This is a genomic window from Holdemania sp. 1001095H_141210_F2 (assembly GCF_015558105.1).
Lineage (GTDB): Bacteria > Bacillota_I > Bacilli_A > Erysipelotrichales > Erysipelotrichaceae > Holdemania.
Genome location: NZ_JADNPO010000001.1, coordinates 90,135 through 116,463 on the forward strand (window position 1 = coordinate 90,135; position 26,329 = coordinate 116,463).

General features: G+C 52.9%; 27 protein-coding genes. 20 read left to right on the forward strand and 7 right to left on the reverse strand.

Features of this window, described 5'->3' with window-relative positions; translation table 11 throughout:
• The first annotated feature begins 73 nt into the window (after window positions 1–73).
• From I2G61_RS00445 to I2G61_RS00485, 10 genes are all read left to right on the forward strand, one after another.
• Entirely contained in the window at window positions 74–385 is a 312-nt protein-coding gene (locus I2G61_RS00445; RefSeq protein ID WP_072684992.1) for a PTS fructose transporter subunit IIB, read from the forward strand.
• Between the two features lie 18 nt (window positions 386–403).
• Window positions 404–1,498 carry a PTS fructose transporter subunit IIC gene (locus I2G61_RS00450; RefSeq protein WP_072684993.1) on the forward strand — a complete coding sequence of 365 codons (1,095 nt, stop codon included), beginning with the start codon at window positions 404–406 and terminating at the stop codon, window positions 1,496–1,498.
• A gap of 60 nt (window positions 1,499–1,558) precedes the next feature.
• On the forward strand, window positions 1,559–2,443 hold the full coding sequence (locus tag I2G61_RS00455) for a class II fructose-bisphosphate aldolase (RefSeq protein WP_072684994.1): 885 nt from the start codon (window positions 1,559–1,561) through the stop codon (window positions 2,441–2,443).
• 201 nt (window positions 2,444–2,644) lie between these two features.
• Window positions 2,645–3,871 carry an ATP-binding protein gene (locus I2G61_RS00460; RefSeq protein ID WP_072684995.1) on the forward strand — a complete coding sequence of 409 codons (1,227 nt, stop codon included), beginning with the start codon at window positions 2,645–2,647 and terminating at the stop codon, window positions 3,869–3,871.
• A 258-nt stretch (window positions 3,872–4,129) separates the two neighbouring features.
• On the forward strand, window positions 4,130–4,807 hold the full coding sequence (locus tag I2G61_RS00465; RefSeq protein WP_072684996.1) for an RpiB/LacA/LacB family sugar-phosphate isomerase: 678 nt from the start codon (window positions 4,130–4,132) through the stop codon (window positions 4,805–4,807).
• A 3-nt stretch (window positions 4,808–4,810) separates the two neighbouring features.
• Entirely contained in the window at window positions 4,811–5,875 is a 1,065-nt protein-coding gene (locus tag I2G61_RS00470) for an iron-containing alcohol dehydrogenase family protein (protein ID WP_072684997.1), read from the forward strand.
• 61 nt (window positions 5,876–5,936) lie between these two features.
• A complete protein-coding gene (uxuA, locus tag I2G61_RS00475; protein ID WP_072684998.1) occupies window positions 5,937–7,016 on the forward strand; it encodes a mannonate dehydratase in 1,080 nt (359 codons plus the stop codon).
• A complete protein-coding gene (locus I2G61_RS16285) occupies window positions 7,007–7,378 on the forward strand; it encodes a hypothetical protein (protein ID WP_229100619.1) in 372 nt (123 codons plus the stop codon). The genes uxuA and I2G61_RS16285 overlap by 10 nt, the downstream gene beginning before the upstream one ends.
• A gap of 5 nt (window positions 7,379–7,383) precedes the next feature.
• On the forward strand, window positions 7,384–8,607 hold the full coding sequence (locus I2G61_RS00480; RefSeq protein WP_229100621.1) for a mannitol dehydrogenase family protein: 1,224 nt from the start codon (window positions 7,384–7,386) through the stop codon (window positions 8,605–8,607).
• A gap of 80 nt (window positions 8,608–8,687) precedes the next feature.
• Window positions 8,688–9,455, forward strand: coding sequence for an SDR family NAD(P)-dependent oxidoreductase (locus tag I2G61_RS00485; RefSeq protein WP_200798802.1), 768 nt, complete (start codon window positions 8,688–8,690; stop codon window positions 9,453–9,455).
• Between the two features lie 676 nt (window positions 9,456–10,131).
• Here I2G61_RS00485 and I2G61_RS00495 read toward each other — a convergent pair.
• Window positions 10,132–10,638 (reverse strand): hypothetical protein, encoded by a 507-nt coding sequence (locus I2G61_RS00495; protein WP_072685002.1) that lies wholly within the window; start codon window positions 10,636–10,638, stop codon window positions 10,132–10,134.
• Window positions 10,639–10,924: 286 nt separating this feature from the next.
• Between I2G61_RS00495 and dhaS the strand changes: the two genes are divergently transcribed.
• Window positions 10,925–11,482, forward strand: coding sequence for a dihydroxyacetone kinase transcriptional activator DhaS (gene dhaS / locus I2G61_RS00500; protein WP_072685003.1), 558 nt, complete (start codon window positions 10,925–10,927; stop codon window positions 11,480–11,482).
• 14 nt (window positions 11,483–11,496) lie between these two features.
• Here the strand turns inward: dhaS and I2G61_RS00505 are convergent, their stop codons facing one another.
• The 3 genes from I2G61_RS00505 to I2G61_RS00515 form a co-directional block, all read right to left on the reverse strand.
• Window positions 11,497–11,730: a hypothetical protein gene (locus I2G61_RS00505; protein ID WP_072685004.1), complete on the reverse strand. Its 234-nt coding sequence runs from the start codon at window positions 11,728–11,730 to the stop codon at window positions 11,497–11,499.
• Window positions 11,731–11,898: 168 nt separating this feature from the next.
• Window positions 11,899–12,816 (reverse strand): thioredoxin-disulfide reductase, encoded by a 918-nt coding sequence (gene trxB / locus I2G61_RS00510; RefSeq protein ID WP_083538582.1) that lies wholly within the window; start codon window positions 12,814–12,816, stop codon window positions 11,899–11,901.
• Window positions 12,816–13,136, reverse strand: a complete 321-nt coding sequence (locus I2G61_RS00515) for a co-chaperone YbbN (protein WP_072685006.1) — start codon at window positions 13,134–13,136, stop codon at window positions 12,816–12,818. The genes trxB and I2G61_RS00515 overlap by 1 nt, the downstream gene beginning before the upstream one ends.
• 163 nt (window positions 13,137–13,299) lie before the next feature.
• Between I2G61_RS00515 and I2G61_RS00520 the strand changes: the two genes are divergently transcribed.
• Together I2G61_RS00520 and I2G61_RS00525 are read left to right on the forward strand one after the other, a co-directional pair.
• Window positions 13,300–14,199 carry a mechanosensitive ion channel family protein gene (locus I2G61_RS00520; protein WP_072685007.1) on the forward strand — a complete coding sequence of 300 codons (900 nt, stop codon included), beginning with the start codon at window positions 13,300–13,302 and terminating at the stop codon, window positions 14,197–14,199.
• 66 nt (window positions 14,200–14,265) lie between these two features.
• A complete protein-coding gene (locus I2G61_RS00525) occupies window positions 14,266–16,314 on the forward strand; it encodes a S9 family peptidase (protein WP_195547733.1) in 2,049 nt (682 codons plus the stop codon).
• 114 nt (window positions 16,315–16,428) lie between these two features.
• On the opposite strand, the gene I2G61_RS00530 is transcribed toward I2G61_RS00525, so the two are convergent.
• Together I2G61_RS00530 and I2G61_RS16725 are read right to left on the reverse strand one after the other, a co-directional pair.
• Window positions 16,429–16,899 (reverse strand): GNAT family N-acetyltransferase, encoded by a 471-nt coding sequence (locus I2G61_RS00530; protein ID WP_195395396.1) that lies wholly within the window; start codon window positions 16,897–16,899, stop codon window positions 16,429–16,431.
• The gene (locus I2G61_RS16725) at window positions 16,890–18,383 is read right to left on the reverse strand and encodes an NAD(P)H-hydrate dehydratase (RefSeq protein WP_195395395.1); all 1,494 of its coding nucleotides are present in this window, start codon (window positions 18,381–18,383) and stop codon (window positions 16,890–16,892) included. The genes I2G61_RS00530 and I2G61_RS16725 overlap by 10 nt, the downstream gene beginning before the upstream one ends.
• 89 nt (window positions 18,384–18,472) lie before the next feature.
• On the opposite strand from I2G61_RS16725, the gene I2G61_RS00540 reads away from it, so the two are divergent.
• The 3 genes from I2G61_RS00540 (at window position 18,473) to I2G61_RS00550 (ending at window position 20,702) form a co-directional block, all read left to right on the forward strand.
• Window positions 18,473–19,606, forward strand: coding sequence for a M20/M25/M40 family metallo-hydrolase (locus I2G61_RS00540; protein ID WP_083538584.1), 1,134 nt, complete (start codon window positions 18,473–18,475; stop codon window positions 19,604–19,606).
• Window positions 19,607–19,700: 94 nt separating this feature from the next.
• Window positions 19,701–19,997 carry a hypothetical protein gene (locus I2G61_RS00545; protein ID WP_072685011.1) on the forward strand — a complete coding sequence of 99 codons (297 nt, stop codon included), beginning with the start codon at window positions 19,701–19,703 and terminating at the stop codon, window positions 19,995–19,997.
• A gap of 63 nt (window positions 19,998–20,060) precedes the next feature.
• On the forward strand, window positions 20,061–20,702 hold the full coding sequence (locus tag I2G61_RS00550) for a lactate utilization protein (RefSeq protein WP_006058713.1): 642 nt from the start codon (window positions 20,061–20,063) through the stop codon (window positions 20,700–20,702).
• Between the two features lie 100 nt (window positions 20,703–20,802).
• Here the strand turns inward: I2G61_RS00550 and I2G61_RS00555 are convergent, their stop codons facing one another.
• Window positions 20,803–21,408 carry a histidine phosphatase family protein gene (locus tag I2G61_RS00555; protein ID WP_072685012.1) on the reverse strand — a complete coding sequence of 202 codons (606 nt, stop codon included), beginning with the start codon at window positions 21,406–21,408 and terminating at the stop codon, window positions 20,803–20,805.
• 220 nt (window positions 21,409–21,628) lie between these two features.
• Between I2G61_RS00555 and I2G61_RS00560 the strand changes: the two genes are divergently transcribed.
• From I2G61_RS00560 to I2G61_RS00575, 4 genes are all read left to right on the forward strand, one after another.
• Window positions 21,629–22,387, forward strand: coding sequence for a TVP38/TMEM64 family protein (locus I2G61_RS00560; RefSeq protein ID WP_072685013.1), 759 nt, complete (start codon window positions 21,629–21,631; stop codon window positions 22,385–22,387).
• A 3-nt stretch (window positions 22,388–22,390) separates the two neighbouring features.
• The gene (locus I2G61_RS00565; protein WP_072685014.1) at window positions 22,391–23,269 is read left to right on the forward strand and encodes a glycosyltransferase family A protein; all 879 of its coding nucleotides are present in this window, start codon (window positions 22,391–22,393) and stop codon (window positions 23,267–23,269) included.
• A gap of 76 nt (window positions 23,270–23,345) precedes the next feature.
• Window positions 23,346–24,050, forward strand: a complete 705-nt coding sequence (locus tag I2G61_RS00570) for a response regulator transcription factor (RefSeq protein WP_072685015.1) — start codon at window positions 23,346–23,348, stop codon at window positions 24,048–24,050.
• A gap of 4 nt (window positions 24,051–24,054) precedes the next feature.
• Window positions 24,055–26,304, forward strand: coding sequence for a HAMP domain-containing sensor histidine kinase (locus tag I2G61_RS00575; RefSeq protein WP_072685016.1), 2,250 nt, complete (start codon window positions 24,055–24,057; stop codon window positions 26,302–26,304).
• Window positions 26,305–26,329 lie beyond the last annotated feature (25 nt).

Sequence of the window (26,329 nt, forward strand, 5' to 3'; positions counted from 1 at the left end):
AAACTAAAGCGCTTGCAACATGATAAATTATGATCATGCCAAAAGAACAAAGACGGATGGGAGGTGAACCCAAATGAAGATTGTAGGAATTACAGCTTGTACCGCAGGCATCGCGCATACCTATATCGTTGCGGAAAAGATTCAGAACGCAGCGGAGGCCGCGGGCCATCAGTGCAAGATCGAAACGCAGGGGACGATCGGCGCACAGAACAAACTGACAGCGGAAGATATCGCCGCGGCGGATGTTGTCATCATCGCGCATGATATCGCTGTCGGCGGAATGGAACGTTTCGCCGGCAAGCCGACCGTTGACATTCCGATCAGCGTCGCGATGAAGAATCCAAAAAGCTTGATCGCCACGATCGAAAAGAAAATCCAAAAATAAAAAGGGGTAGATGAATCCATGAAAAAGTTGAACTTTAAAAAACACATGATGACCGGCATCTCGTACATGATTCCGATGATCGTGGCCGGCGGTATCCTGGGCGCCTTAGCAAAAGGCTTCGGCGGATGGGAAGTCGGCAATTATGCGCCGGAAGCGGGCGCGACCCTCTTCAGCAACCTGAACTGCTTCGACTGGAAACAGTTCTGGTGGATGATTTCCAAATTATCTGACTACGCGATGAGCTTCGGCGTTGCGGTCATGACGGCCGGCGTCTGTTACTCGATCGCTGAACGTCCGGGCATCGTGCCGGGCTTCGTCATCGGTTATGCGGCAAACCAGTCGAAAGCGGGCTTCTTAGGCGGTCTGCTGATGGCGTTTGTGATCGGTTATTTCATCCAGTGGATGAAGACCTGGAAGCTTCCGAAGTGGATGGTCGGCCTGATGCCGGTTATGATTATTCCAGTCATCGCGACCTTTGTCTGCGGCGTTGCCTTCTTCGCGATCGTGGCGAAGCCGATGGCGATTGCCATGAATGCTCTGCAGGGTTGGATCATGAGCCTCAACGGTGGTTCCAAGTTCATCATCGGCGCGGTTATCGGCGCGGGCATGGGCTTCGATATGGGCGGCCCGGTCAACAAGACGGCTTCTATGGCGGCCAATGCGCTGGGTGCTGATGGCATCTACGGACCAATGTCAGCCAAGATCATCGGCGGCATGACGCCACCATGCGGCGTCTTCGTTTCCACTCTGTTAACACCGAAAAAATTCTCGCTGACGGAAAAAGAAACCGCGAAAACCGCATTCCCGATGGGCCTGTGCTTCATTACTGAAGGCGTCCTGCCATTTGCTGCGGCAGATCCGGCCCGCTTCATCCCCGCTTCCATGATCGGTTCAGCGTTAGCCGGCGGCATCGCCGTAGCGATGGGTGTTGAATCCGTTGCCGGCCATGGCGGAATCTTCGTCTTCCCGATGATGACCAACTGGATGTGGGCGGTGATCGCCTTGATTGTCGGCTCAGTTGCGACTGGCGTCATCTATTCGGCGATCAAGAAGCCGAGCGAGGAAGGTCAGGAAGAGGAAGAAGAAATCGTCGACCTGGACATCAACCTGTAAGCTTCACCCTCAATTTCTAAGACATTCGCAATTATATTAAGGAAAGAAAGAAGGAGTCCTATGTTAGTTTCGATGAAGGATATTCTGCAGCACGCGCACAAGCATAATTACGCGGTGATGGCAGTCAACAGCATCAATATGGAAATGGCCCGCGCGGTGATCAGCGCCGCCGAGGAAGAACATTCCCCGATTATCGTCCAGATGGGTCCGGGTCAGATCGGCAAGCATGCGCATCTGACGGAGATCGTTCCGCTGGTGAAGGAACTGGCTGAACGCGCCAGCATTCCGGTCGCGTTGAACCTGGATCATGGCGGAAAGCTGGAAGATATGGTCACGGCCATCCACAACGGCTTCACCAGCCTGATGATCGACGCTTCTTCCTATCCTTATGAGGAAAACGTCAAGCGGACCTCGGTTGTCTGCGCGCTGGCGCACCCGCACGGAATCTGCGTCGAAGCGGAGCTGGGCCATGTTGGGCAGGCGGCGGACGGCGACAACAGTAAGGTCGACCTGTACACTAACGTCGAAGAAGCAAAGAAGTTTGTGGAAGACACCGGCTGCGACGCTTTGGCTGTGGCGATCGGCACGGCGCATGGGGATTATCCGAAGGGCTATGTGCCGGTGCTGAACTTTGAACGTCTGGCCGAGCTGAAAAAGGCGCTGGATATGCCGTTGGTTCTGCACGGCGGCAGCGGCAGCGGCGAAGAGAACATCCGCAAGGCCGTTGCCGGAGGCATCAACAAGATCAATGTCTGCACCGACGCTTTCCATGCCGCGAAAAACGCGATGCTAAAGAAGCTGGAGTGCAAACCGAACGCGGATTATCTGGAACTGTGCATGACGGCGGAAGCCGCTGTGAAGCAGTTCGTGAAGGAATATATCCGGGTGATCGGGTCCAACAACCAGTATTTCTACGGTGAATCGGTTTCGACCGGCAACGAATAAATCCTCCCATTTATAAGTAAATAAGCGAGCATCTTACCCAAGGTGCTCGTTTGTTGTCTGTGCGGTTTTTTATATGACCCTAGGTCGATATCTAATGAAGGTTATTAAGCAGATGAAAATACAATTTTCTATATTTGATTTATTCGGAAAATACGGATAAAGTAAAGTTATACTTTAAAAATATCGAAAGAAGGTGCTTTCATGTATATTCAAAGACACTTAGAAAATCAAATTCTAACAGCCTCTCGCTCTTATCCTGTCGTCATGGTCTGCGGCCAGCGTCAGATGGGAAAATTTACAATGCTGAATCATATCAAGGAACCGGATCGGCGCTATGTCACACTGGATGACGGCAATGCCCGCAGACTGGCAATTCAGGATCCTGCCCTTTTTTTTGAAACTTATGGATCACCGCTGTTGATCGACGAAATCCAACGTGTTCCTTCGCTTCTTTTGGAAATGAAAAAGATTGTCGATGAGAAGGCGCTTGCGGGCGAAGATAACAACGGGATGTTTTGGATTACCGGATCGCAGAAATTTAAAATGATGCAGGGTGTTTCTGAATCTCTGGCAGGCCGGGTTGCCGTTTTTGATATGGCCGGATTGTCGGCTGCTGAGATCGAGGGACGTCCCGTCGGACTTTTTCAGCCGGATCTAAAATCTTTGCGGGAACGCCTGAAAACCAGCGTGAAGAAGGATATCCATACGATTTATGAGGATATCTATCGTGGAGGCATGCCTAAATTGCGTGTTAGTGATCTTGACAACGATCGTTACTATATGGACTATATCAATACCTGTCTTGAACGTGACATTCAAGACTTGGCGCAGGTTGGAAAACTGAATGAGTTTTATGATTTTCTAGTCTTTGTAGCTGCCCGGACGGGGCAGGAGTTGAAATATGATGAAATCGCTAAGACGATTGGCGTTTCCTTGCCGACCGCTAAATCCTGGATATCCATTCTGGAGCGGTCCGGTGTGATTTTTATTCTGCGTCCTTATTTTTCCAACATTTCCAAACGGTTGGTCAAAACTCCTAAAGTTTATTTTATGGATACAGGACTTGCGGCTTATTTATGCCGGTGGCCGAATGCGGAGACCTTGGCGAATGGTGCGATGGATGGTGCCTTCTTTGAAACTTATGTCGTTACGGAAATTGTTAAGAGTTATTACAATGCCGGCAAACCTGTCGATTTGTTCTATTACCGGGATACGGATAAGAAGGAGATCGACCTGCTTGTTGTGAATGGGGATCAGATCACGCCGATCGAGATTAAGAAAGGCAAGGAACCTTCGAAACCGGATAAGAATTTTAATGTTCTGCAGCAGTTTCATCTCGACGTTCAGCCGGGAATCATTCTATGTTTAAGCGACGAGCTGATTCCGTTTAACCGCCAGTCCTGGTACTGTCCTGTATCAGTACTGTAGTCAAACTGAAAACAATGACCTGGGCAAGGGGTATTGATCGGATCACCTTAGCTGGAAAACAGGATGAAAAATTACAGAATGAAGTTTTATTGGATCACATTATTTTGCTTTTCCATTTTGGCAGGGCGGATAAACGACAATTTACCACATTAAAATGACGAGGATTGATAATCCGGAACGAATCGTTTATGATACTTTTATAGACAGGAACAGGAAAACGATGTTCCTGTTAAAAAGAAGAAAAGGAGAAACAAACACATGAAAATTGCATTAATGAATGAATTCAGCCAGGCCCCGAAGAACACGATTATTCTGGAACAGCTGAAAGACGTCGTCGAACCGATGGGTCATACCGTTTATAACACCGCGATGGCAAAACCGCTGCTGGACAAGGACGTTCCGGAAGCGTATACGGAAGAAAATCCACGTCTGACTTATCTGCATCTGGGCATTCAGGCCTGCCTGCTGCTCAACAGCGGCGCGGTGGACTTCGTCGTTACCGGCTGCGGCACCGGTCAGGGCGCGCTGATGTCGCTGAACGCATATCCGGGCGTTGTCTGCGGCTATTGCATCGAACCGTCGGACGCCTACCTGTTCTTGCAGATCAACAACGGCAACGCACTGTCGATCCCTTATGCCAAAGGCTTCGGCTGGGGCGGCGAGCTGAACATCCACACGATTTTTGAAAAAGCATTTGGTTCTCCGAAGGGCATGGGCTATCCGAATGAGCCGGGCCGCAAGGAATCGCAGAACCGCAACGCCGCGCTGTTAAACGAAGTGAAGGCCGCGGTGGGCAAGCCGGTTCTGGAAGGCTTGAAGGCGCTTGATCAGAGCATGGTCAGGGAAGCGCTGACGCAGCGGTTCCAGGACTGCTTCTTCGCCGGCTGCCAGAACGCCGAGCTGGAAGCGTATGTACGTGAAGTCTTAGGCAAATAAAGTATGAAAAACGTGACCCTTCCGCGCTATACGATCGGCCCGGACGCACTGAATGATCTGGAACGCGTCGTTTCTGCTTATGGACGCAAAGTGGCGCTGATTCATGGTGCGAAAGCCTATGCCGCCTGTCAGGCGCTGTTAACCCCGGCGCTGGGTTCGCTGGACGTTGTCAGGGAAGTCTGTTATGGGCATGAGGCAACCTATGAGAACGTCGCCAGGCTGACAGAGGATCCGGATGTGCGGCGGGCAGACGTGCTGGTGGGCATCGGCGGCGGCAAATGTCTGGACACGGTGAAGCTGGCCGGCGATCAGCTGGGAAAGCCGGTCGTCACGATTGCGACGATCGCCTCCACCTGCGCGGCAGTAACCAAGATCAGCATCATGTATAACGCCGACGGTTCGTTCAAGGATATTCCAAAGCTGAAGGCCGCGCCGGTACACTGTCTGATCCCGACTTCAGTCATTGCCGAAGCGCCGATTCAGTATTTATGGGCCGGTATCGGCGATACGATGGCGAAGCATGTGGAGTGTACGTTCTCCGCCCGCAACGATTCACTGAATTATGCCAGCGAACTGGGCCGTACGATCAGCGCGATGTGCTTTGAGCCGGTGATCGCCCACGGCGTCAGCGCGCTGCGCGCAGCGAAAAATCAGGAAGTCAGCGACGATCTCGAACAGATCATCCAGAATATCCTGATTTCCACCGGCAGCGTTTCACTGCTTGTCCATCCCGATTACAATTCCGCACTGGCGCACGCTCTGTTCTACGGGTTGACGGTGCGCGAGCATATCGAGAAGAACCATCTGCATGGCGAGGTTGTGTCCTACGGCACGCTGGTGCAGCTGATGATGGACGGTCAGAAGGAAATGCTTCAAAAAGCTTACGCCTTCCACCGTCAAATCGGGCTGCCGGTCTGTCTGGCGGATTTAGAGTTAAGTAAGGACGATCCGTTAAGCGATGTGCTGGAAATGGCGGAAAAGAATCAGGAACTCAACCATGTTCCGTATCCGGTCACCCAGGCGCTGATCCGCAAGGCGATCGACGATCTTGAAAACTACGCAGGCTAAACAGTCTGAACAAAGGGACAAGCCGTCCCTTTTCTTTTAGGTAAAGGAGGAAATAAAACCTATGGAAATGACATTACGCTGGTATGGGACCGGCTACGATTCCGTAACGCTTGAACAAATCCGTCAGATTCCGGGCGTCCGCGGCGTCATCACGACGCTGTATGACACGCTGCCAGGTGAAATCTGGACGCCTGAGCGGATCGCGGCGATGAAAGATGAGGTCGAGGCTTCCGGACTGCGCGTCAGCGGAATTGAAAGCGTCAACGTTCACGATGCGATCAAGGCGGGAACGGCGCAGCGCGACGAAATGATCGATCATTATATTCAGACGCTGGAAAATCTGGGCAAAGCGGACATCCACATGGTCTGTTATAATTTCATGCCGGTTTTTGACTGGACGCGGACCGAACTGGCCCGCAAGCGTCCGGACGGCTCGACGGTATTGGCGTACACGCAGAAAGCGGTGGACGAATTGAATCCGGAAAAGATGTTCGCTTCGATCGGCGCGGATACCAACGGTTTTATCCTGCCGGGATGGGAACCGGAACGAATGGACCGGATCAAGGAATTGTTTGCGCTGTACCGCAGCGTCGATGAGCAGCAGCTGTTTGAAAATCTGCGGATTTTCCTGGAAGCGATCATGCCTGTCTGCGACCGGTATGACATCAACATGGCGATTCACCCGGATGATCCGGCCTGGAGCGTGTTCGGTCTGCCGCGGATTATTATTAACGAGGGCAACATTCTGCGGATGATGAAGATGGTCGACAATCCGCACAACGGCGTGACGTTTTGTTCCGGTTCTTATGGAACAAATCTGGAAAATGATCTGCCGCACATGATCCGCTCGTTAAAAGGCCGGATTCACTTCGCGCATGTCCGCAACCTGAAGTTTAATACGCCGGATGATTTTGAGGAAAGTGCGCATCTGTCCAGTGACGGCAGCTTTGATATGTATGAAATTATGAAAGCGCTGTTCGATATCGGTTTTGACGGCCCGATCCGTCCGGACCATGGCCGGATGATCTGGGGCGAGAAAGCGATGCCGGGCTATGGTCTGTATGACCGGGCGCTGGGCGCGGCTTATCTTAACGGTTTGTGGGAAGCGATTGTCAAAAGCGAGGGCCGCGTATGCGATTAACTGATGAAGGACTGAAAGACCGGCAAGGCTGGCTGGATCATGGCTACACGCTGCCGCAATACGACCGCGAGCGGATGCGTCAGGCAACGCTGGCAACGCCGCGCTGGATTCACTTTGGCGCCGGGAATATCTTCCGCGCGTATCAGACGCGGCTGATGCAGCAGCTGATTGAAGCCGGGGAAGTTTCGGAAGGTCTGATCGCGGCGGAAGGATATGATGATGAAATCGTCGACGGAATGCTCAATCCGCACGATGATCTGAATATTCTGGTCACGCTGAAAGCCTCAGGCAGCGTGGAAAAAACGGTGATCGGCAGTCTGGCCGCCGCCTCGATCCGGCCAGCGCGGATTTCACGACGTTAAGAAAGTTGTTCATCCAGCCGAGCCTGCAGCTGGCCAGCTTTACGATCACGGAAAAAGGATATCGTGTCCGCGATGAAAAAGGGCAGATTCTGCCGGAGATCGCCGCTGAGTTTGAACGGGGGCCGCAGGCGGCGCTCAGCTATATTGGCAAAGTCGCCGCGCTGCTTTCCGCGCGGTATCAAAACGGGGCGCTGCCGATCGCGCTGGTCAGTATGGACAACTGTTCGCACAACGGCGAAAAGCTGAAACAGGCGATTGTGACAATGGCTGAAGGCTGGACGCGCGCGGGCAAGATGGAAGTGGGCTTTCTGGACTATGTGCAGGATGAAGGCCAGGTCAGTTTCCCATGGACGATGATCGACAAGATTACGCCGCGGCCGGATCCGGCGATTGAAGCGTTATTGAAGCAGGACGGAGTGGAGGATGTCAGCCCGATCATAACGGCCAGGCATACCTACATCGCGCCGTTTGTCAACGCCGAGGAATGTGAGTATCTCGTCGTTGAGGACCGTTTTCCCAACGGTCGTCCGCCGCTGGAAAAAGCCGGCGTGATGTTCGCGGACCGGCAGACGGTAGAGCAGGTGGAGCGGATGAAGGTTTCGACCTGTCTGAATCCGGTGCATACCGGTCTGGCGGTGTTCGGCTGTCTGCTCGGCTTCACCAAGATCAGTGCGGAAATGCAGGATCCGGATTTAAAGCGGCTGGCGGAACGGATCGGCCGGGTGGAAGGGTTGCCGGTTGTGACAAACCCGAAAATTCTGGCGCCGGAACAATTTCTTGACGAAGTGCTGACGCTGCGCATCCCGAATCCCTTTATGCCGGATACGCCGCAGCGGATCGCGACCGATACCTCACAGAAGCTGGGGGTGCGGTTTGGCGAAACCGTCAAGGCGTATATGAAGGAAGGCCGCCCGCTTTCCGATTTAAAGGCGATCCCGTTGGTCTATGCCGGATGGCTGCGCTACCTGTTGGGGATTGATGATCAGGGGCAGCCGATGCCGTTAAGCCCGGACCCATTGCTGGACACGCTGCGGCCGCTGCTGGAAGGCATTACGCTGGGTCAGACCTGCCCGCCGCTTACCGGCGTGCGCGCTATTTTAAAGAATCCGGCGATTTTCGGACTGGATCTGGAAGATGCAGGTCTTATTGAACGGGTGGAAGATTTGTTGACCGCAATGCTGCTAGGTCCGGGCGCTGTGCGGCGGACTTTGCATGAACAGTTGGATTGAGCAACTTGTGAAAAAATAAATGAAGGATACAAAACACGGAATTTGTGCTATTGTTAGGGTAACGAGTGAGGAGGATGAATATGATTTATAAAGAAGGATTGCTAAAGGGCAAGGTCGCATTAGTGACCGGGGCAAATCGAGGCTTAGGCTATGCGATGTGCGTTGGTCTGGCGGAAAACGGCGCGGATATTTTCAACATCGGCCATGGCGACGATGCGAATATCCGGGAAGCGATTGAAAAGATCGGCCGCGGTTATCATTACATGAAGGCAGATTTATCGAAGCCGACCAAAGCGCTGACCGATGCGATCGTCGCGGAAGTCGTCAACGTTTATGGTCATCTGGATATTCTGCTGAACAACGCCGGCGTCAACCGCCGCGCACCGTTTCTGGAATACGCCGAAGCGGATTGGGATTACACGCTGAATTTGAATCTGAAGCAGGTCTTTTTGCTTTCACAAAGTGCAGCCAACCAGATGGTAAAGCAGGGAACCCGCGGTAAAATCATCAACATCGCAAGCATGCTTTCCTTTACCGGCGGCATCCTCGTACCGGCCTACACCGCCAGCAAATCGGCGATCATGGGGCTGACGAAGGAAATGGCCAACGAGCTGTCAAGCAAGGATATCAACGTCAACGCCATCGCGCCGGGCTACATGAAGACGCCGCTGACGCAGGCGATGCAGGACGATCCGGTCCGCAATAAAGAAGTGCTCGACCGGCTGCCGATCGGCTACTGGGGCGATCCGTCCGTGCTGCAGGGACCGGTGGTCTTTTTGGCGAGCGAAGCTTCCGACTATATCTGCGGCGCGACGATTCCTGTCGACGGCGGCTGGCTGGCGCGCTAAAGAAGTTATCGAATCGAAGATCGAATCCAAGGCCGGTTTTTCCATGCGGGAAGCCGGTCTTTTTCATTTCACAAGCTCTTGCCATTAGAACTTCATGAGTCCGAAATTGGAAGGACATTCGGCTTTATGCCGAAGACAGGGATTGTCAACATCAGGAAAAAGATCTCGGAACGGTTTGGCTTCGAAAACAAAATTCCTTAGCGGCACTGGGGTGAGTTTTACTAAAGATCTCTTTCCGATTGCGGTGAAAGCAAACTTCAGGATTTTGATATAAACTTTTAATTGATATTCACCGACCTATAGCATATAATAACATTGTAAATGGCACTCGGTGCGGAAGAAAACTCACGATTTATCGTGAGTTTTTTCTATACTTAGATTTTTTATCATGTTTAAATATTTTTTCCTATCTGATTTTTTTCTTAGCTCATGTGTTTTAGGATTATAGAATCTGATTAATATTTCCAGGCTATTGCAATGCATTACACAGTTTCTAATGGATACTAGACAAAACACTTTATCAATAAAATCAGGGACTTTATCAACATTAAATGTCATTTGAAACTTTTTTAAATCCTGAAAAATTCTGTTTTGCATTGAATTGTCAAGACAGGTAAAGACGGTTAGCATATCTCCTAAACTCATTCTATCAAAAAAGCAATAAACATCAGCATATTTAAAAATATCTTTTTTTTAGAGCGTTTATGCGATTGCTCATGTGTTCAATTCTGTTTTCCTTATATTTCGACGTTAAAAAAGCAAATTTTAAGTTTAATTTATCAAGAAATAATTTCAACTGGTTTGAATCTTGGATTTTACAGGTTGTAAGAATATTATAAGCGACGCTGGTTTTAAAATGTAGTATAAAATCTAATATGTTTGTAATGATAATAGGATAAGACTTTCTTTCACGGATAAAGAAATTATAGTACTCCTGAAATTCTATATCTCTCTCGTATACATGTCTTCCGTTTGATTTTTCAACTTCTTTCTTGTTATTTAATTTAGCGAATCTATGTTTAAACGGAGTAATTACATTAATGTAGTTATATTCTAGCAGCTTGTTTCCTGCGTTTTCTTTATTCATCTCATTAAATTGAACTCTTTTATGTTCATTTAAATATTGTAATTGCTCGGAAATAGTTTTGGCTTGCTTATATTGCTGGAAATTACTTTTATCCATTTCGCCCTTCTTCCTAATACCTATTTAATTATAGTGGATGTGATAATTAATACCAATATTAATTTTAAATAGAAAGTATTCAGTGTTTTAAAATCCTTACGCTCTTTTACAGAGATCAGAGGCTGCAGCACTCCGTAAAATGACCGAGCTTGGATCCAAATCCCATTTATCAGAAGCGGGTATGCTTCATTCTTTCCCTTTTGATCAAAATAGCTTACAATAAAGCTATCGTAGAAACAGGATTTGCGGCCGGGAGTCGGGCAAGTGCAGATCCGGGAGGCAGGACATGGCGGATCTGACGAAAAAAGCGATCGCGGAAGGCTTGAAAGAATTATGTCATCACAAGGACTTTAACAAGATTTCAGTGCGGGACATCACGGAACAATGCGGACTGAATCGTCAGACGTTTTATTACCATTTTCAGGATAAATACGAATTGCTGGACTGGATTTATTATCAGGAAGGGTTTGTTTATCTGGCCAGCGACGTGACCTTTGACAACTGGCATCAGCACATGGAAAAGCTGCTGACCATGATGCGCGAAAATCAGATCTTCTATGAGAATACGATCAGCGCTTCGCCGCAGTGTTTTGAGGATTATCTGTTTCAGATCACCTGCACGCTGTTTGAAGAAGCGATCCGCCGTCTGGATGGGAGCCTGCGGCTGCAGGAGGCGGATGTGCGGCTGTATTCCCGCTTTTACAGCTATGGAATGTGCGGGATTATCTGTGACTGGGTCCGGAACGGAATGAAGGAAAGCCCCAAATCCCTGTCGCTGCGGATTCGGAAATTGGCCAATGACAGCGAGAAAATGGCGAATTTGCGTCTGCAGGGGCAGTTCTAAGCCAATGAAAAAGGCTAGATCCGATGGATCAGCCAGGCTGTCGTGTCTTCGATACTCGTCTTTTTTAATAGATTGAAGCATTCTTCACTGATCAGCGATCTGTCATATTCCGGCAGATCCTTTTTTTTCAGCGTGCAGGTCAGATCGACGAGATTGCGGGCGGTCTGCCTTCCGGATTTGCCGCGGCGCAGCCGATGGCGGGCGGCGGTTTCCAAAAGTGATTGCTTCAGCTTTGCGTCCAATGACATTTCCTATCCCTTGCTTTCTGAAATTATCATACGTGAACAGACAGGATTTGCCTATAAGCAGTTTGCGCGTTGTGTCGTAATTTCAGACAAATTTCGGCGGGCAGAAAAGGCCGCGGAAAACCGCGGCCGTCAAATATGTTATGAAATTATGAAATGAGGAACGGAAGCTTACAGGGAAGCGAGGTATTCCTCAACAAAGTGGCTGGCGACTGCGCCGTCACTGGCGGCGGTGATGACCTGCCGCAGCGCTTTGGTGCGCACGTCGCCGATCGCGAAGACACCCGGCAGCGAGGTTCTCGTCGTTTCATCCGCGGCGATGTATCCATGATCCAGTTTCAGCTGTCCTTCAAACAAAGCGGTGTTGGGCAGCTGGCCAACTGCGACGAAGACGCCGTCGCATGCGATTTCCTGCAGCTCGCCGCTGAACTTGTCGCGCAGCCGCAGACCGGTGACCTTTTGATCATGCAGAATGGCATCGACCGTGCTGTTCCAGATGAATTCCAGATTATCGCAGCTTTGCAGCGGATTGAGGTAAACCCGGTCGGCCCGCAGCGTGTCGCGCCGGTGAATCAGAATCACCTTTTCGCAAATCCGCGAGAGAAACAAAGCATCCGCCGCCGCGGTGTTGCCGCCGCCGATGACTGCGACCGTCTTGCCCTTATAAAACATGCCGTCGCACGTCGCGCAGTACGCTACGCCGCGCCCGACCAGCGAATCTTCTTCCGGCACGCCCAATTTCCGCGCCGACGCGCCGGTTGCCAGAATCACGGCGTCCGCCGTCAGCTCGCGGCTGTCGGTGACAATCTTCTTGGGGACTGCGGTTAAATCCACGGAAAGCACTTCTTCCAAATAAGTTTCAGCACCGAACCGTTCCGCCTGCGCCTGCATTTTCATGCCCAGCTCAAAACCATCGACGCCTTCGTCAAACCCCGGGTAATTGTCGATCTGCGCGGTGGTCGCCATCTGGCCGCCGGCCGACAATTTTTCCAGGATTACAGTGCGGAAACCAGCCCGGGCGCAATACAGCGCCGCCGTGTATCCGGCGGGGCCGCCGCCTAAAACAACGACTTGTACGTGTTCCATCATCAGATCCCCTGTTCTTCCAGCCAGCTCATGATTGCGCCGCGGGACGGCGGATTGACCAGCGTTGAACCCTGCACGCCCTGCTTGAACAGGATCAGCGACGGAATCGTGTTGACGTCGAATTTTTCTTCCAGCTCCGGCTGTTGATCAATATCGACTGTCCCGATCCGCACCCGGCCTTCCAATTCTTTTTCCAGCTTGGCGATAACCGGGGCTAAACGCCGGCAGTACATGCACCAGGGCGCCTGGAAATCGAGCATGACCGGCAGGTCGGAATGAACGACCTCCTGATCAAAATTATCCTTTGTAATTACCGTTGCCATTACGAATCCTCCTTTATGTTATTCTGGTTTCATTATAGCCGTGAAAAACGCGGGAAAACAAGGAATTTGCCTGCAAACCCCGGGAAATCTTTCAATTCCATGAAGAAGGATTGAATAAGCCGCCGATTTTCGTTAAACTTAAGCACAAGACAGGGGGATGTTCATGACAGGAATTCTGGGAAAAACAATCACGGATTATTTCAACGGTTTTCTGAGCACGCTCGCTGAAAACAGCGGGCTGTTGTTCTGGAAAGGCGTCGGCATACTGTTGATCGTTCTGGGCGGCAAGCTGGTATTGAATCTGATTTCCAAATTAACTGCCCGGCAGATCAAAAAATCCGAGGAAATGCCGGAAATGCAGGCGCGCCGCGTGCAGACAATGATGACGATGACGCGCAGCACCTTCCGTTATATCGTCTACGGCATCTGCGCCTTGATGATCCTGGCGCAGCTGGGCTTCGGCAATGCGATCAACAATTTGTTGTTATCCGCCGGGATCGGCTCGCTGGCTTTAGGCATCGGCGCGCAAAGCTTAATCAAGGACGTGGTCACTGGTTTTTTCATGATGTTTGAAAAGCAGTTTTCGGTCGGCGATTATGTCAAGCTGGACGATATTGAAGGCACTGTGACGGCGACGGCGATGCGCGTGACGTATTTGAAAAACTTCGCCGGGCAGCAGATCATCATTCCCAACGGCACGATCGGCCGGGTGATCAATTATTCCCGGATGGATTCGCTGGCGAAGGTCACGGTCGGCACGCCGTATGAAGCGGACAGCCGCCAGGTGATGGAGATTCTCGATCAGGCGGCCAAGGCGTATGCCCGGCAGGTCAAGGAAATCATCGTCGAGGAACCGAAGGTTCAGGGAATTACGGAGCTGGCGGATTCCTCCGTCAACATCACGGTCATCTGCCGCACGCTGCCCTTACGGCATTGGGAGGTCGAACGTGGCCTGCGTCTGGCGATCAAGGAAGCGCTGGATGAGGCCGGGATCGGCATTCCGTATCCGCAGCAGGACGTGCATTTGAAAATGGAAGCGGAAGATTCGTCACAACCAAATTGACGTTGCGTTCAGGCAGCGGTAAAATAAGGACAATGAGCTCCATTAGCGGGGCAGGGGGAGAATAAAATGGCAAAACCAATTCAAATTGATACGTTTAAAGCCTATCAGTATCTGTCGGAAGCGACGTTATCGCCGGATGGCCGGCGATGCGTTTATGTGCAGAGCCAAAGCAACGCGGAAGGCACCGGGTATGAGCACGATCTGAGGTGCTGGGACTTTGATCAGAAACGCAGTATTCCGTTGACGTCAGGTCATAAAGAACGTAATTTCCTGTTTGAAGACGCGGAACATATCCTGTTTCCAGCCGATCGGACCGGCGAGGATGAAAAAGCGGCGAAGCAGGGGAAGACGCAGACGACCTATTACCGTCTGGATCTTAACGGTGGGGAAGCGCGGAAGGCGTTTACGCTGCCATGGAAGGTCACGGCGTTAAAGCCGGTCGACGAGGAAACGATGGCCGCGCTGGTCTTGAAGGATCTCAACGAGCTGCCGGCAGAGGGGCTGGAAGGCAAGGCACTCGACAAGGTGCTGGCACAGCGGGAAGAAGAAAAGGATTACGAGGTTTTAGACGAACTGCCGTATTGGTTTAACGGCCGCGGCTTCATCAATAAAAAAAGAACCTGGGCGGTGCTGGTGAAACCGGGCACGGACGAGGCTCAGATCTTATCCCCGAAATACATGGATGTGCGGCATTTGGAAATCAGCCCGGATCACACGAAGATCGCGATCGCCGGTCCTGAATTCGATTCCGTCAACAGCCAGACCTCAGTCTTGTATTTAATTGACCGGGCCAGCGGCGAGCGGACGACATTGGTGCCGTCGGGCAAATGGAGCTTCGGTCATCTCGGCTGGCTTAACGATAACCAGCTGGCCGTGACCGCGACCGACTATCAAACCTGGGGATCCAGCGAAAACGCCAAGCTGTATACGATTGATGTTGCCAGCGGTGCGATGACACTGCTCAACGGCGAGGATCTGTCGTGGGGCAGCTCTGTCGGCAGCGATGCCAAGCTGTATGGCGGCCGCGGCTGGAAGATCGTCAACGGCGAGATCTGGACGTTATTGACGTGGGATAACCATTCCGAACTGACGGTGTTTGATCGTCAGGGGCAGCGCCGGGCGTTAACGACGGCGGAAGGCTCCGTCGATTTCTTCGACGTGCAGAACGGCCGGATCGTGTTGAGCGCGATGCGCAAAATGCGGCTGCAGGAGCTGTACGAATTGAAAGACGGCGCAGAAATCCAGCTCACGCATGTTAACGACGCCGTGCTCGCGGAGTCCTATGTTGCTCAGCCGGAGAAGATCAGCTTTACCAACGACGGCGTGCGGATTGACGGCTGGGTGCTGAAACCGATCGATTTTGACCCGGCGAAGACCTATCCAGCGGTGCTGGATATCCACGGTGGACCGAAAGCGGCGTATGGCGAAGTCTTCATGCATGAGATGCAGTACTGGGCTTCTCAGGGCTACTTTGTGTTCTTCTGCAACCCGCGCGGTTCCGACGGCCGCGGCAACGCGTTTATGGATCTGCGCGGCAAGTATGGAACAGTCGACTATTCCGATATCATGACGTTTACGGATCTCGTGCTGAAGACCTATCCGATGATTAATGAACGACGCGTTGCGGTCACCGGCGGCAGCTACGGCGGATTTATGACCAACTGGATTATCGGCCATACTGATCGTTTCGCGTGTGCTGCCAGCCAGCGCTCCATTTCCAACTGGTTTTCCAAATCGCTGACAACCGATATCGGCTACTATCACAACATGAGCCAGATGGATTCGACGCCATGGGAAAATCCGGAAAAAATGTGGGGCTTCTCACCGTTAAAATACGCGGACAAGGCGGTGACGCCAACGTTGTTCATCCATTCCGATCAGGATTACCGCTGCTGGATGGCGGAAGGCTTACAAATGTTTCAGGCGCTGAAGCTGCATAATGTCGACGCCCGGATCTGCCTGTTCCATGGTGAAAATCATGAGCTGAGCCGTTCCGGGAAGCCGATTCACCGGATCCGCCGGTTAAAGGAAATCACGCAGTGGTTCGATCAGTACACCGATCATCTCAGCGTGCTGGAGCCAGAAGAAGAAACGGAAAACGAAACAGAATCATAAAACAGAAAGATCAAAAACGGACGGCTTATCACAGTCGTCCGTTTGTTTAGGTTAAATTAAAGGTAAATATGCAGCGAAATCGCCAGAGATAAAACACAGACGGTCCGTCTGGCTTTAACCCCATGTCTTCCGCATCGTCGTGTTGATCAGCACCTGATCACCCCGGCAGACCTGATTGCGGCGCACAGCTTTCCAACCCTGCCTGCGGAAAAACGGTTCGGCGGTCAGCGAAATATCACTTTCCAGGAAGACCGCGCCCTGGCTGCGGGCCTGGGCTACGACAGCGTTCAACAAAGCGGTGCCGACGCCCTGACGCTGAAAATCGGGGTGGACGTAGAAACAATCCAGCTGAGTCGGACTTTCCAGATTCGCAAAGCCTGCCAGCTGATCTTCACAGAATGCGCCGATCGTCCAGGTGACTAAAAACCGCTCGGCCCAGCCGGGTTTATCAGCGCCCGCTGTCCAAGCGGCGCATTGGCCGGGGGTGTAATCCCGGATGGCGACTTCCTGGACGCTGCGGAGAAACAAGTCGCGAATTGCCGGTAAATCAGCGCGGTTGACCGGGCGGATTTCCATTACCGCCATAACTCCTTCTGATGATCGAATAAGAAGGCGTCCAGACCGGCCAGAATTTCCTTGTGATGAACGCCGTACAGCGAGGTCTTTTCAATCGCTTTATCCGCGGCTTTGCCATGCAGCCAGACGCCGCAGCAGGCCGCTTCCATCGGTGTCAATCCGCGTGCAGCGAGGGCGGCGATCATGCCGGTCAGCAGATCGCCGCTGCCGGCTTTGGCCAGGCTCGGGTTGCCGGTCTTGTTGACGCAGCGCAGGCCTTCCGGTGAAACGATCAGCGTGTCCGCGCCTTTTAAGACCAGCGTCACCTGATGAGCGAGGGCGTATTCCTCGGCGCAGCGGATCCGGTCCGCCTGGATTTCCTCAACGCTGCGTCCGCACAGCGCGCTGAACTCCCCGACATGTGGCGTGAGAATCCAATCGCCGTGAGGGGTGTTGAGCCACTCCGGATGACGTGCTAGGCAGCGCAGTGCGGCGGCGTCCAGAATTACCGGCACGGAACTGCGGCGCAGCACTCTTTCCAATAACGTTTCCAGATTTGCCAGATGATCGCAGCCGCTGCCGATTGCCACGGCGTCGGATTGATTAAGCAGCGCGGTCAGATCCGCTTCCGAAAGCGTGTTGGGATGATAGACGACGTGCGGACAGGCTGCCTGCAGGATCGGATAAATTGCGGGATCGACAAGCGCGTGAAGCATGCCGCAGCCCATCGCCTGGGCCGCTTCCAGATTGAATTGGGCTGCGCCGGCCATCCAGGGACTGCCGGCGATCACGGTTAACCGGCCTGTCGTGCTTTTATAATCGTTGTCGTGCAGCCGCGGCAGCAGGCGCGTGACCTGCAGCGCGTCCATCTGGATCCAGCGCGATGCCTCCGGCTCCGCGAACCCCAGTCCGATCGGAATCAGCCGGTCCAGCTTCTGATGTTCCCGGCTGAATAAGTGAACCGGCTTCAACGCCCCTAACGCCAGCGTCAGCTCGCTGTGCAGGGCATCGGGATCCCCAAGACTGTGATCCGCTTCCAGACCGCTGTTGAGGTCGATGCTGACAACGGGCAGGCGCTGCTGGTTGATCCAGCGGAAAGCGCTGCGCAAAAAATCCGGCAGCGGGGCATGGAAATTAAATCCGAACACGCAGTCAACGATCACGTCGTCGCGCTGCGCCATCGTCTGAAACTGGGTTTCGCTTAATTCCTGATAACCATAGATCAGGCAGGAATCCGGCAGCTTCTGCCGGGCTTCGATCGCCGCCGGAGTACGGATGTCGTCCAGCATCAGAATGATCGCCACCTGCCGGTTGGCCGCTAAGCAATGCCGGGCGATCACAAACCCGTCGCCGCCGTTGTTGCCACTTCCGCACAGGATCAGAAACGAGTCGTTTTCCGGATATTCGTGCAGCAGCGTGTCGGCGCAGCGTTTGCCCGCCAGCTCCATCAGCTGTGTTTCAGTTTTGCCGCTGGCCGCTTCCGCCGCGGCGATTTGATTCTTCTCGAGGATCACAGGGATCACCTCCTGGCACTATTCTAACATAAATTGTTCCGACGCCGAAAAGAATGGTATAATGAAACCTGAAAAAAGGGGGTATTTCTTTGATTTGGAATGAAGCTTTTGAACAGTATGTCAGCGATCATCAGGATGAGGTTGTGGAACTGATCCGCACGCTGGTGGCGATCCCGGCCTTCAGTAATCATGAACAGGCCCGCGCTGAGTTCTGCGCGAAGTGGTTTCGCGATGTCGGCGCGGAAGATGTGAAAATCGACGAGGCAAGCAATGTCATCGTTACACTCGGCGACGTTCAGGCCGGCAAGGCCGTCGCGTTTATGGCGCACCTGGACACGGTGTTCCCGGATGAAACCGGCTTTGAGCTGGTGGAGGAAGACGGCTGGCTGAAAGCGCCGGGGGTCGGGGACGACACGGCGAACGTCGCGCTTTTGATGGTCATCACCCGGTATCTGCTCGAGCAGAAGTGTCCGCCGAAGCAAGGCGTTTTGATCGTGCTGAACGCCGGTGAGGAAGGTCTGGGCAACCTTAAGGGCTGCCGCCGGCTGATGCAGGATTACGCGGATAAGCTGAGCGAGGTTTACTCGTTTGACGGCTCCTATAAAGGCTATGTCAACAAGGCGGTCGGTTCCGTCCGCTACCGCGTCGAAGTGAAGACGGAGGGCGGCCATTCCTACGGCGCTTTCGGCAACCGCAACGCGATCCGCGTGCTGGCTTCCCTGATCGACGCGCTGTACTCTGTCAAAGTGCCGCAGGGCGGCAAGACCACCTATAATGTCGGCACGATTGAAGGCGGCACTTCCGTCAACACGATCGCCCAGCAGGCTTCGATGTTGTTTGAATTCCGCTCCGATGTGCGTGAGCACCTGGATCAGCTGCGCGGCATGTTCGACAGCCTGATCGACGCTTACCGGAAGATGGGCGTGGAGGTCAATGTCGAGATTTTAGGCGAACGGCCGTGCATGGGCGAAATCGACCAGGAGAAACAGCGCGCGATTGAGAAAAAGGTCGAGGATTTGATCGAACGGCGGATCGGCGTGCGGCCGGAGGGGCACTCTGGATCGACCGACTGCAACATTCCGTTCTCGCTGGGCATTAACTCGTTATGCTTCGGCGGCTATCTGGGCGAGGGCGCGCATACCCGCGAAGAAAAAATCGAAAAGGCGTCGCTGCTTCCGGGGCTGGGCGTCATGATGGAATTTGTTTTAGATTATTTTCTTTGATTTGAATTCTGAAAAAACGGCTTGATTCCGCGATTCGACTTTATTTCATTGATGTTCAATGCTATAATAAAATCGATTAGGGGGTACCTTTCTAATGGAAAAGAAAACAGTACAAGATTATATCGACATTATCAATCAGAAAAAATGGGATGCCCATAACATCCAGTGGCTGTATATTGATATCAACGCCAAAGAGCTGATGACGGAAGTGGAGCCGAAGGTGAACAATCTGACGGCCTGCTGCAAAGCGATGATCGAAATCATGCTGGAAGGCGACCGGTTTATGGAATTGCCGAAAGTCAAAACCAAGATTGGCGGCGCGCTGACCGTGCGGTATTATTGCGACAACTTGAGTCCGGAACGCCGGAAGTATTCAGAAGTCAATCAGTAATGAAAAGGGCCGCGCTTTCGCCGCGGTCTTTTTTGTCAAAAAAATAGAAAAGAGGAGAGTCGTATGGATAAGTATCGTAAGCGCAGAGCAGTGGCCGTCGCCCATGAAATGGTCGATCTGTTAGCGGAAAAGGGGTATATCACCTATTATGCCGAAAATGTGGAGGAAGCCCGCGACAAAGTGCTCGAGCTGATCCCCAAGGGCGCCAGCGTCGGCGTCGGCGGATCGGAAACGCTCAAAGCGATGGATATGATCAATATCCTGCGCAACGGCGATTATCACTTTTTTGACCGTTACCAGGAGGGGCTGCCGTTTTCCGAGGTTGAGGAAATCTACCGTCAGGCTCTGTTAGCGGATGTCTTTCTGACCAGCAGCAACGCGATCACGCGGCAGGGGCAGCTGGTCAATATTGATTCGTCCGGTAATCGTGTCGCGGCGATCAGCTACGGACCGCGCAAGGTCATCGTGGTCGCCGGAGTGAACAAGGTTGTCGATACGCTGGATGACGCGATGAAGCGGCTGCGTCAGATCGCGCCGCTCAATGCGATGCGCGTACATCACAAAGCGCCGTGCGTTGAAACGGGAAAGTGCATGGATTGCCAGATCCAGCAGTCGGTCTGCAATTCGGTCGGCATCATCAACCATGGCCGGAAGACGCCGGGACGTTTCACGATCATCATGATCGCCGATGAAATCGGGTTCTGATTCATTTAAAATGGATGGGACACGATAAAAAAAAGCATAAAAAAGACATGCGGACGATCCCGAAAAGGGAAGCCGCATGTTTTTTTGTTGATTCAAGAGTTCAGCACAGATAAGACAGATCGCCGAGCCGGCGCACGATCCGCTTGCCCCCGCGCAGCCAAAGTTCCAAAACGCCGCCGGCTGATCCGGCCAGCTGAATCGAATTCAGTGCTTCCGCTTCCAGACCCAGCCACAGGGCATGGAGGATGCCCAGCGTATCGCCGTGCGAAACAAGAAGCAGGATTTCCTCCTCCTTTGCCAGCAGCTCTTCCAGCAAGGGCTTGAGCTGGACGTATTGTTCACGGCGGGTCTGGGCGGACGGGAACAGCCGGTCGTCGATCGTGATTTCCGGCTGAAGCAAATTTTCTTTCAGCCAGGCCACAGAATGGCCGACAGCTTCGCCCAGGTTCCGCTCCCGTAGCCGGATTTCTTTTTCCGGTATGACATTCAGTGCCTGGCCGACGATCTGCGCCGTGTGCCAGGCGCGCTTGAGATCCGAGGAAAGAAGCCGGACCGGCTTGTCCTTCAGTTCTTCTTTCAAACGGAAGGCGATGCGTTCGGCCTGTGCGATGCCCAGTTCGGTTAAATCCCAATCCGTCCACGAGCCGACCCGGCCGTTGAGATGGTGCTCGGATTGCGGATGCTGCAGCGTATAAATGATTTTCATACAAGACCTCGCTTTCCCTGCTTTTTGAGATGTCAGGAAATCCATTATAGCCAGACCTGGCGGAAAACGCCAGCGGAGGAGGAGAAATCGCTGATAAAAACGTAATTTTTTGACCTTCATCGCTTCTTCAGCAAGGCTTAAGAATTTCTTTTGAATTTCCAGAAGGGGATCTTCATGTTTAACGGGTAGAATAAAACCAGTAATCAGGAGGACCCTCAAGATGGAACAGAAAACAAAGTGGCAGAAACGTGTGCGTTGGTTCTCAATCGGCGCGATCCTTACCTTTACCCTCGTCATGACGGCGGTGTTGTTCGTTTTATTTCAAAGCGTGGCTTCGGATCCGGCGCAGTTTAAAGTCTGGCTGGAACAGTTCGGCTGGCTGGGCCGGGCGGTGCTAGCAGGCATGATGGCGCTGCAGGTGTTAGTTGCGTTATTGCCGGGAGAAATCATTGAAACCGGCGCGGGCGTCGCTTACGGCCCGATCGAAGGCTTGATCCTGTGCCTGATCGGCGCGGCGGTCGGCACGGCGCTGATCTTCTGGCTCGTGCGCCGCTACGGCTCCAGCTTAGTCGAATGCCTGGTGCCGAAGGAAAAGCTCGATAAGCTTTCGTTTATGAAGGATGAACAGAAGCTGGACAAATTGATCTTCCTGATCTTCTTAATTCCCGGCACACCCAAGGATATCATCACCTATTTTGCCGGGTTAACGCCGGTCAAGTTCACGCACTTCCTGGTCATTACGACCGTCGCGCGGATTCCGTCGGTCATCACCTCGACGCTTGCCGGGGACAAGCTGATCCAGCAGGATTTCGCATCGGCCTTCTGGATTTATGCGATTACGATCGCCTTCAGCGGCGCAGGGCTGCTGCTCTACCGCACGGTGATGAAAAAACGCCAGCAGAAAGCGCTGGAGCATCAACGAAACGAACAGGCGAAAACCAAGAAAGGGAAGACGGCCTTTGTGCCGTCCGAGGGATAAATCATGAAAGTCAGCGTCTTAATCCCCGCTTATAACAGCGAGAAAGAAATCTATACCTGCATCCGTTCCCTGTTGGAACAAACCTATCACGACTTTGAAGTGATCGCCGTCGACGACGGCTCCACGGACCGCACCGGATCGCGGCTGGACTTCTACGCGAAGATCCATCCCGAGCTGATCACGGTCATCCATCAGGAAAACCGCGGCGTCTCAGCGGCCCGCAACGCGGCGCTAAAGGCCGCGAAGGGCGAATTCATTTTGTTTCTGGACAGCGACGACTGGATGAAGCGGCGCACACTGGAAACGCTGGTCGCGGCACAGGCCCGGTATCAGGCCGACGTCGTGATCTGCGGCAACGTTTATGAAGGCCGGATCACAACCCGCCGCCATGTCCGCCGTGTTCAGGTTCCGCACAAGCGGACGCTGATGAAAATGTTGATGAAGGACCGCCAGGTGCGCAACTACGCCTGGGGCAAGCTGATCCGGCGGTCGCTGTTCGACGGTCTGCAGTTCTGGGAAGGCCGGGTGTTTGAGGACGTCCAGCTGATTCCCCAGATACTGCTGAGAGCGGAGAAGACCGTGATCGTTCCGGATACCCTGGTTCATTACAATACCCATCGGCCCAACAGTCTGACCTATTCACTGCGCCCGGATATTCTTAAGGATATGCTGGAAGCGTTCCAGGATCAGGCCCGCTGCATTGTCGCCTATGATCCGTCGCTGACGCGTCAGGCCCGGGTCATGCTGGCCAGGGTGCGGTTAGTGATCGGGGGCGCGCTGGCGCTGCACGGCCGCTTTGATGATCCGCTTCTGGATCAGATTCTGCCGTTTTCCGAACCCTCGCCCAGCACAGAATTCCTCGTTCACCGCAATCTTTACTAATTCTTAAGCTTTTTATCCATTGCAACTTCATGAGTTTATTCTATACTAAAGGAAGAATCAGTGAGGGGAGCAAACCATGCAAAACTATCAAATTCTCGTCTGCGAAGACGAAGTCGAGATCGGCAACGCGATCGAAATCTATTTAAAGAACCAGGGGTACGGCGTTCATCGCGCCTATAACGGGAAGGAAGGGCTGGAGGTTCTGGCCCGTCAGACGATTCATCTGGCGATTGTCGATCTGATGATGCCGGTGATGGACGGACTGACGATGATCATGACGCTGCGGCAGAGCTATGATTTTCCCGTGATCGTGCTGTCGGCGAAGTCCGAGGACATGGATAAAATCACCGGCCTGGACATGGGCGCGGACGATTATATCACTAAACCGTTTACGCCGATGGAGCTGTTGGCGCGGGTGAATTCCCAGCTGCGCCGCTATGCCAAATTCTTAAGCCTGAAAGAACATCAGAGCGAGGATGAACAGGTCTATACGGTCGGCGGCCTGGAGTTGAACAACGATACCAAGGAAGTGTCGCTCGACGGCAATCCGGTGCGCCTGACGCCGATTGAGTTCCGGATTCTGCAGCTGTTGATGAAAAATCCGGGACGCGTCTACAGCGCTGAAGAAATCTACGAACGAGTGTGGAACGAGGAAGCGATCGCGACCGATACGGTCATGGTGCACATCCGCAACATCCGTGAAAAAATTGAGATCGATCCCCGCAATCCGCGGTATTTGAAGGTGGTGTGGGGCGTCGGCTACAAAATAGAGAAGGGATAAAGGAATGAATAAATCCAAATTTTCAGAAAAACTGTTGGCCGGATTTCTGGTTCTGATCTGTTTCCTGAGTCTGATCCTTATCCCATCGGCCGGATCGATCAGCGAGAACGCCGGGCCGGAAACTCACCGCGAGCTGTTCGGCCAAAGCCGCGCGGTTCGTGCATGGATCAACGACTATGCGGTCACGATGATCCGCGATCTGATCAACGAGGTCAACCATACTGATCTGGGCTACGCCGATCTGTTGATCAGCGCTGATCAGCAGCAGCTTCTTTTAGAAGACGGCTGGACGCAGAGTGAGATCAACGAACAGAAATCGCAGCTCGACTGGTCGCTGCAGCAGGAGCTTGAAAACAGCCTGCAGCTGGGTAATCTGCATGCCCTGGCGATTGACAACGTCACTAAGACGACCGTGCGCAGACCCAAAACCAACGTGTTGGCTCAGACCGACAGCGAATTATCCAAAAACTATCAGTTTTGGATCCGCGCGGAATACGACAGCTACGGTGTGCTGAGCGTCACGTCCAACAGCGGTTATGGCTATTCGGATTTCTATCCGCTGAGCGTACTGACGAACTATGTGCAGTATTATGGGGATTTCTCTCTGGAGCTGCATGAGCCGGTGCTGAAGGACATCACGCTGATCTTTGGCATTCCCAACGTGCTGGAAAGCGATGACGCGATTACCAGCCTGATCCACAACGCCGAATATTATTCCTATCGGCAGCTGGCCTCGCGGATCAACATGGTGTTGTACTTCATCCTGTTTTTAGGCGCGCTGTACTTTACCCGCGGCAAGATGCGCGATACCCGGCTTGGGAAGCTGCTCGACCGGATTCCACTGGAAGCGCAGATTCTGGTTACCCTGATCGCGCTGCTGATGATAGAGGAAATGTCTTATAATCTGGGCGGCATCATGCTTGATCTTTATTCCCAGTCGATTGACGACATGAATGGCGTCTTTCAGATTCTCGGTTATGAGTTCACGTTCCTGTTGGAATGCTTCGGCTTGTACTGCGCGATTTACTGGATCCGCGCGGCGCTGCGGGACGGCTGGCGTCAAACGTGGAGCAAGATGGCGACGATCACGCTGTGGCGGCGGCTCTGGCATGGCGTGCGGCATGGCTGGTCAACGCTGAAGCAATGGACCAAGGAATGCTTTACCGTTGATTTCTCAGAGAAAGCGCATTCGCGGCTGATCCGTTTAATGGTCGTCAACGTCGCGCTGATCAGTGTTCTGTGTCTGCTTCTGGACGATTTCTTTGCGGCGGTTATCTACACGGTCTTCCTGTATTTCATCATCATGCGGGCTTTGAAGCGGCTGCGCAGCGACTATGAGACGCTGCTGGGCTGTACCCGGCGGATGGCGCGGGGCGATCTGGAAACGGAAGTGCATGAGGATTTAGGCATTTTCGAGCCGCTGCACAGCGAGCTGGATGATATCCGCTACGGCTTCAACACGGCGATCGCGGAAGAAACCAAGAGTCAGAAGATGAAGACGGAACTGATTTCCAACGTTTCCCACGATTTGAAAACCCCGCTGACCTCGCTGATCTCCTATATCGACTTAATGAAGCAGGAGCCGGACGAAGCCAGGCGGCAGGAATATCTGGCGGTGCTGGAACGCAATTCCATGCGTCTGAAGCATCTGATTGAGGATTTGTTTGAAGTCAGCAAGGCGAACAGCGGCGATCTGAAGCTGAACGTCGTGGATGTCGATCTTGTTTCTTTGATTTCGCAGACGTTGTTCGAGCTGGCTCCGGCGATTGAGAATGCCGGACTGACGATTAAGACCTCGTACAGTCACGATAAGATTGTGCTGCCGCTCGATTCGCAGAAGACGTACCGGATCGTGGAAAATCTTGTTTCCAACGTGACGAAATATTCACTCCGCGGCTCGCGCGTCTATCTGACGCTGATCGAGCGGGGCGAGGAAGTGGTGCTGTCGATCCGCAACATTTCCCAGACGGAGATCGACTTCGATCCGAACGATTTAGTCGAACGCTTTGTGCGCGGGGATAAATCGCGCAACTCGGAAGGCTCCGGGCTGGGACTGGCGATTGCCAAGGGCTTCGCGGAGAGCCAGCACGCGCACTTTACGATTCAGACGGACGGCGATTTCTTCAAGGTCATCGTGATCTTTAACCGCCGCGCGCTGGAAGATCTCAAACCGAAACCGGCGGAAACCGTGAAGCTGGATATGCCGCAGGCGCCGCTGATCGACATTTTAAAAAATAACGAAAATAAAATTTAGGGATTGACAAAGCGCTTTCATCCAG

Excerpts from the sequence above, each read along its gene's own strand:
- I2G61_RS00520 (WP_072685007.1), top strand. The coding sequence starts at position 13,300 with ATGACAGGAATTCTGGGAAAAACAATCACGGATTATTTCAACGGTTTT.
- I2G61_RS00495 (WP_072685002.1), bottom strand. The coding sequence starts at position 10,638 with ATGGATAAAAGTAATTTCCAGCAATATAAGCAAGCCAAAACTATTTCC.
- I2G61_RS00515 (WP_072685006.1), bottom strand. The coding sequence starts at position 13,136 with ATGGCAACGGTAATTACAAAGGATAATTTTGATCAGGAGGTCGTTCAT.
- I2G61_RS00455 (WP_072684994.1), top strand. The coding sequence starts at position 1,559 with ATGTTAGTTTCGATGAAGGATATTCTGCAGCACGCGCACAAGCATAAT.
- I2G61_RS00525 (WP_195547733.1), top strand. The coding sequence starts at position 14,266 with ATGGCAAAACCAATTCAAATTGATACGTTTAAAGCCTATCAGTATCTG.
- I2G61_RS00485 (WP_200798802.1), top strand. The coding sequence starts at position 8,688 with ATGATTTATAAAGAAGGATTGCTAAAGGGCAAGGTCGCATTAGTGACC.
- I2G61_RS00565 (WP_072685014.1), top strand. The coding sequence starts at position 22,391 with ATGAAAGTCAGCGTCTTAATCCCCGCTTATAACAGCGAGAAAGAAATC.
- I2G61_RS00445 (WP_072684992.1), top strand. The coding sequence starts at position 74 with ATGAAGATTGTAGGAATTACAGCTTGTACCGCAGGCATCGCGCATACC.
- I2G61_RS00545 (WP_072685011.1), top strand. The coding sequence starts at position 19,701 with ATGGAAAAGAAAACAGTACAAGATTATATCGACATTATCAATCAGAAA.
- I2G61_RS00550 (WP_006058713.1), top strand. The coding sequence starts at position 20,061 with ATGGATAAGTATCGTAAGCGCAGAGCAGTGGCCGTCGCCCATGAAATG.
- I2G61_RS00450 (WP_072684993.1), top strand. The coding sequence starts at position 404 with ATGAAAAAGTTGAACTTTAAAAAACACATGATGACCGGCATCTCGTAC.
- I2G61_RS00555 (WP_072685012.1), bottom strand. The coding sequence starts at position 21,408 with ATGAAAATCATTTATACGCTGCAGCATCCGCAATCCGAGCACCATCTC.
- uxuA (WP_072684998.1), top strand. The coding sequence starts at position 5,937 with ATGGAAATGACATTACGCTGGTATGGGACCGGCTACGATTCCGTAACG.
- trxB (WP_083538582.1), bottom strand. The coding sequence starts at position 12,816 with ATGATGGAACACGTACAAGTCGTTGTTTTAGGCGGCGGCCCCGCCGGA.
- I2G61_RS00560 (WP_072685013.1), top strand. The coding sequence starts at position 21,629 with ATGGAACAGAAAACAAAGTGGCAGAAACGTGTGCGTTGGTTCTCAATC.
- I2G61_RS16285 (WP_229100619.1), top strand. The coding sequence starts at position 7,007 with ATGCGATTAACTGATGAAGGACTGAAAGACCGGCAAGGCTGGCTGGAT.
- I2G61_RS00505 (WP_072685004.1), bottom strand. The coding sequence starts at position 11,730 with ATGTCATTGGACGCAAAGCTGAAGCAATCACTTTTGGAAACCGCCGCC.
- dhaS (WP_072685003.1), top strand. The coding sequence starts at position 10,925 with ATGGCGGATCTGACGAAAAAAGCGATCGCGGAAGGCTTGAAAGAATTA.
- I2G61_RS00460 (WP_072684995.1), top strand. The coding sequence starts at position 2,645 with ATGTATATTCAAAGACACTTAGAAAATCAAATTCTAACAGCCTCTCGC.
- I2G61_RS00575 (WP_072685016.1), top strand. The coding sequence starts at position 24,055 with ATGAATAAATCCAAATTTTCAGAAAAACTGTTGGCCGGATTTCTGGTT.
- I2G61_RS00470 (WP_072684997.1), top strand. The coding sequence starts at position 4,811 with ATGAAAAACGTGACCCTTCCGCGCTATACGATCGGCCCGGACGCACTG.
- I2G61_RS00530 (WP_195395396.1), bottom strand. The coding sequence starts at position 16,899 with ATGGCGGTAATGGAAATCCGCCCGGTCAACCGCGCTGATTTACCGGCA.
- I2G61_RS00570 (WP_072685015.1), top strand. The coding sequence starts at position 23,346 with ATGCAAAACTATCAAATTCTCGTCTGCGAAGACGAAGTCGAGATCGGC.
- I2G61_RS00465 (WP_072684996.1), top strand. The coding sequence starts at position 4,130 with ATGAAAATTGCATTAATGAATGAATTCAGCCAGGCCCCGAAGAACACG.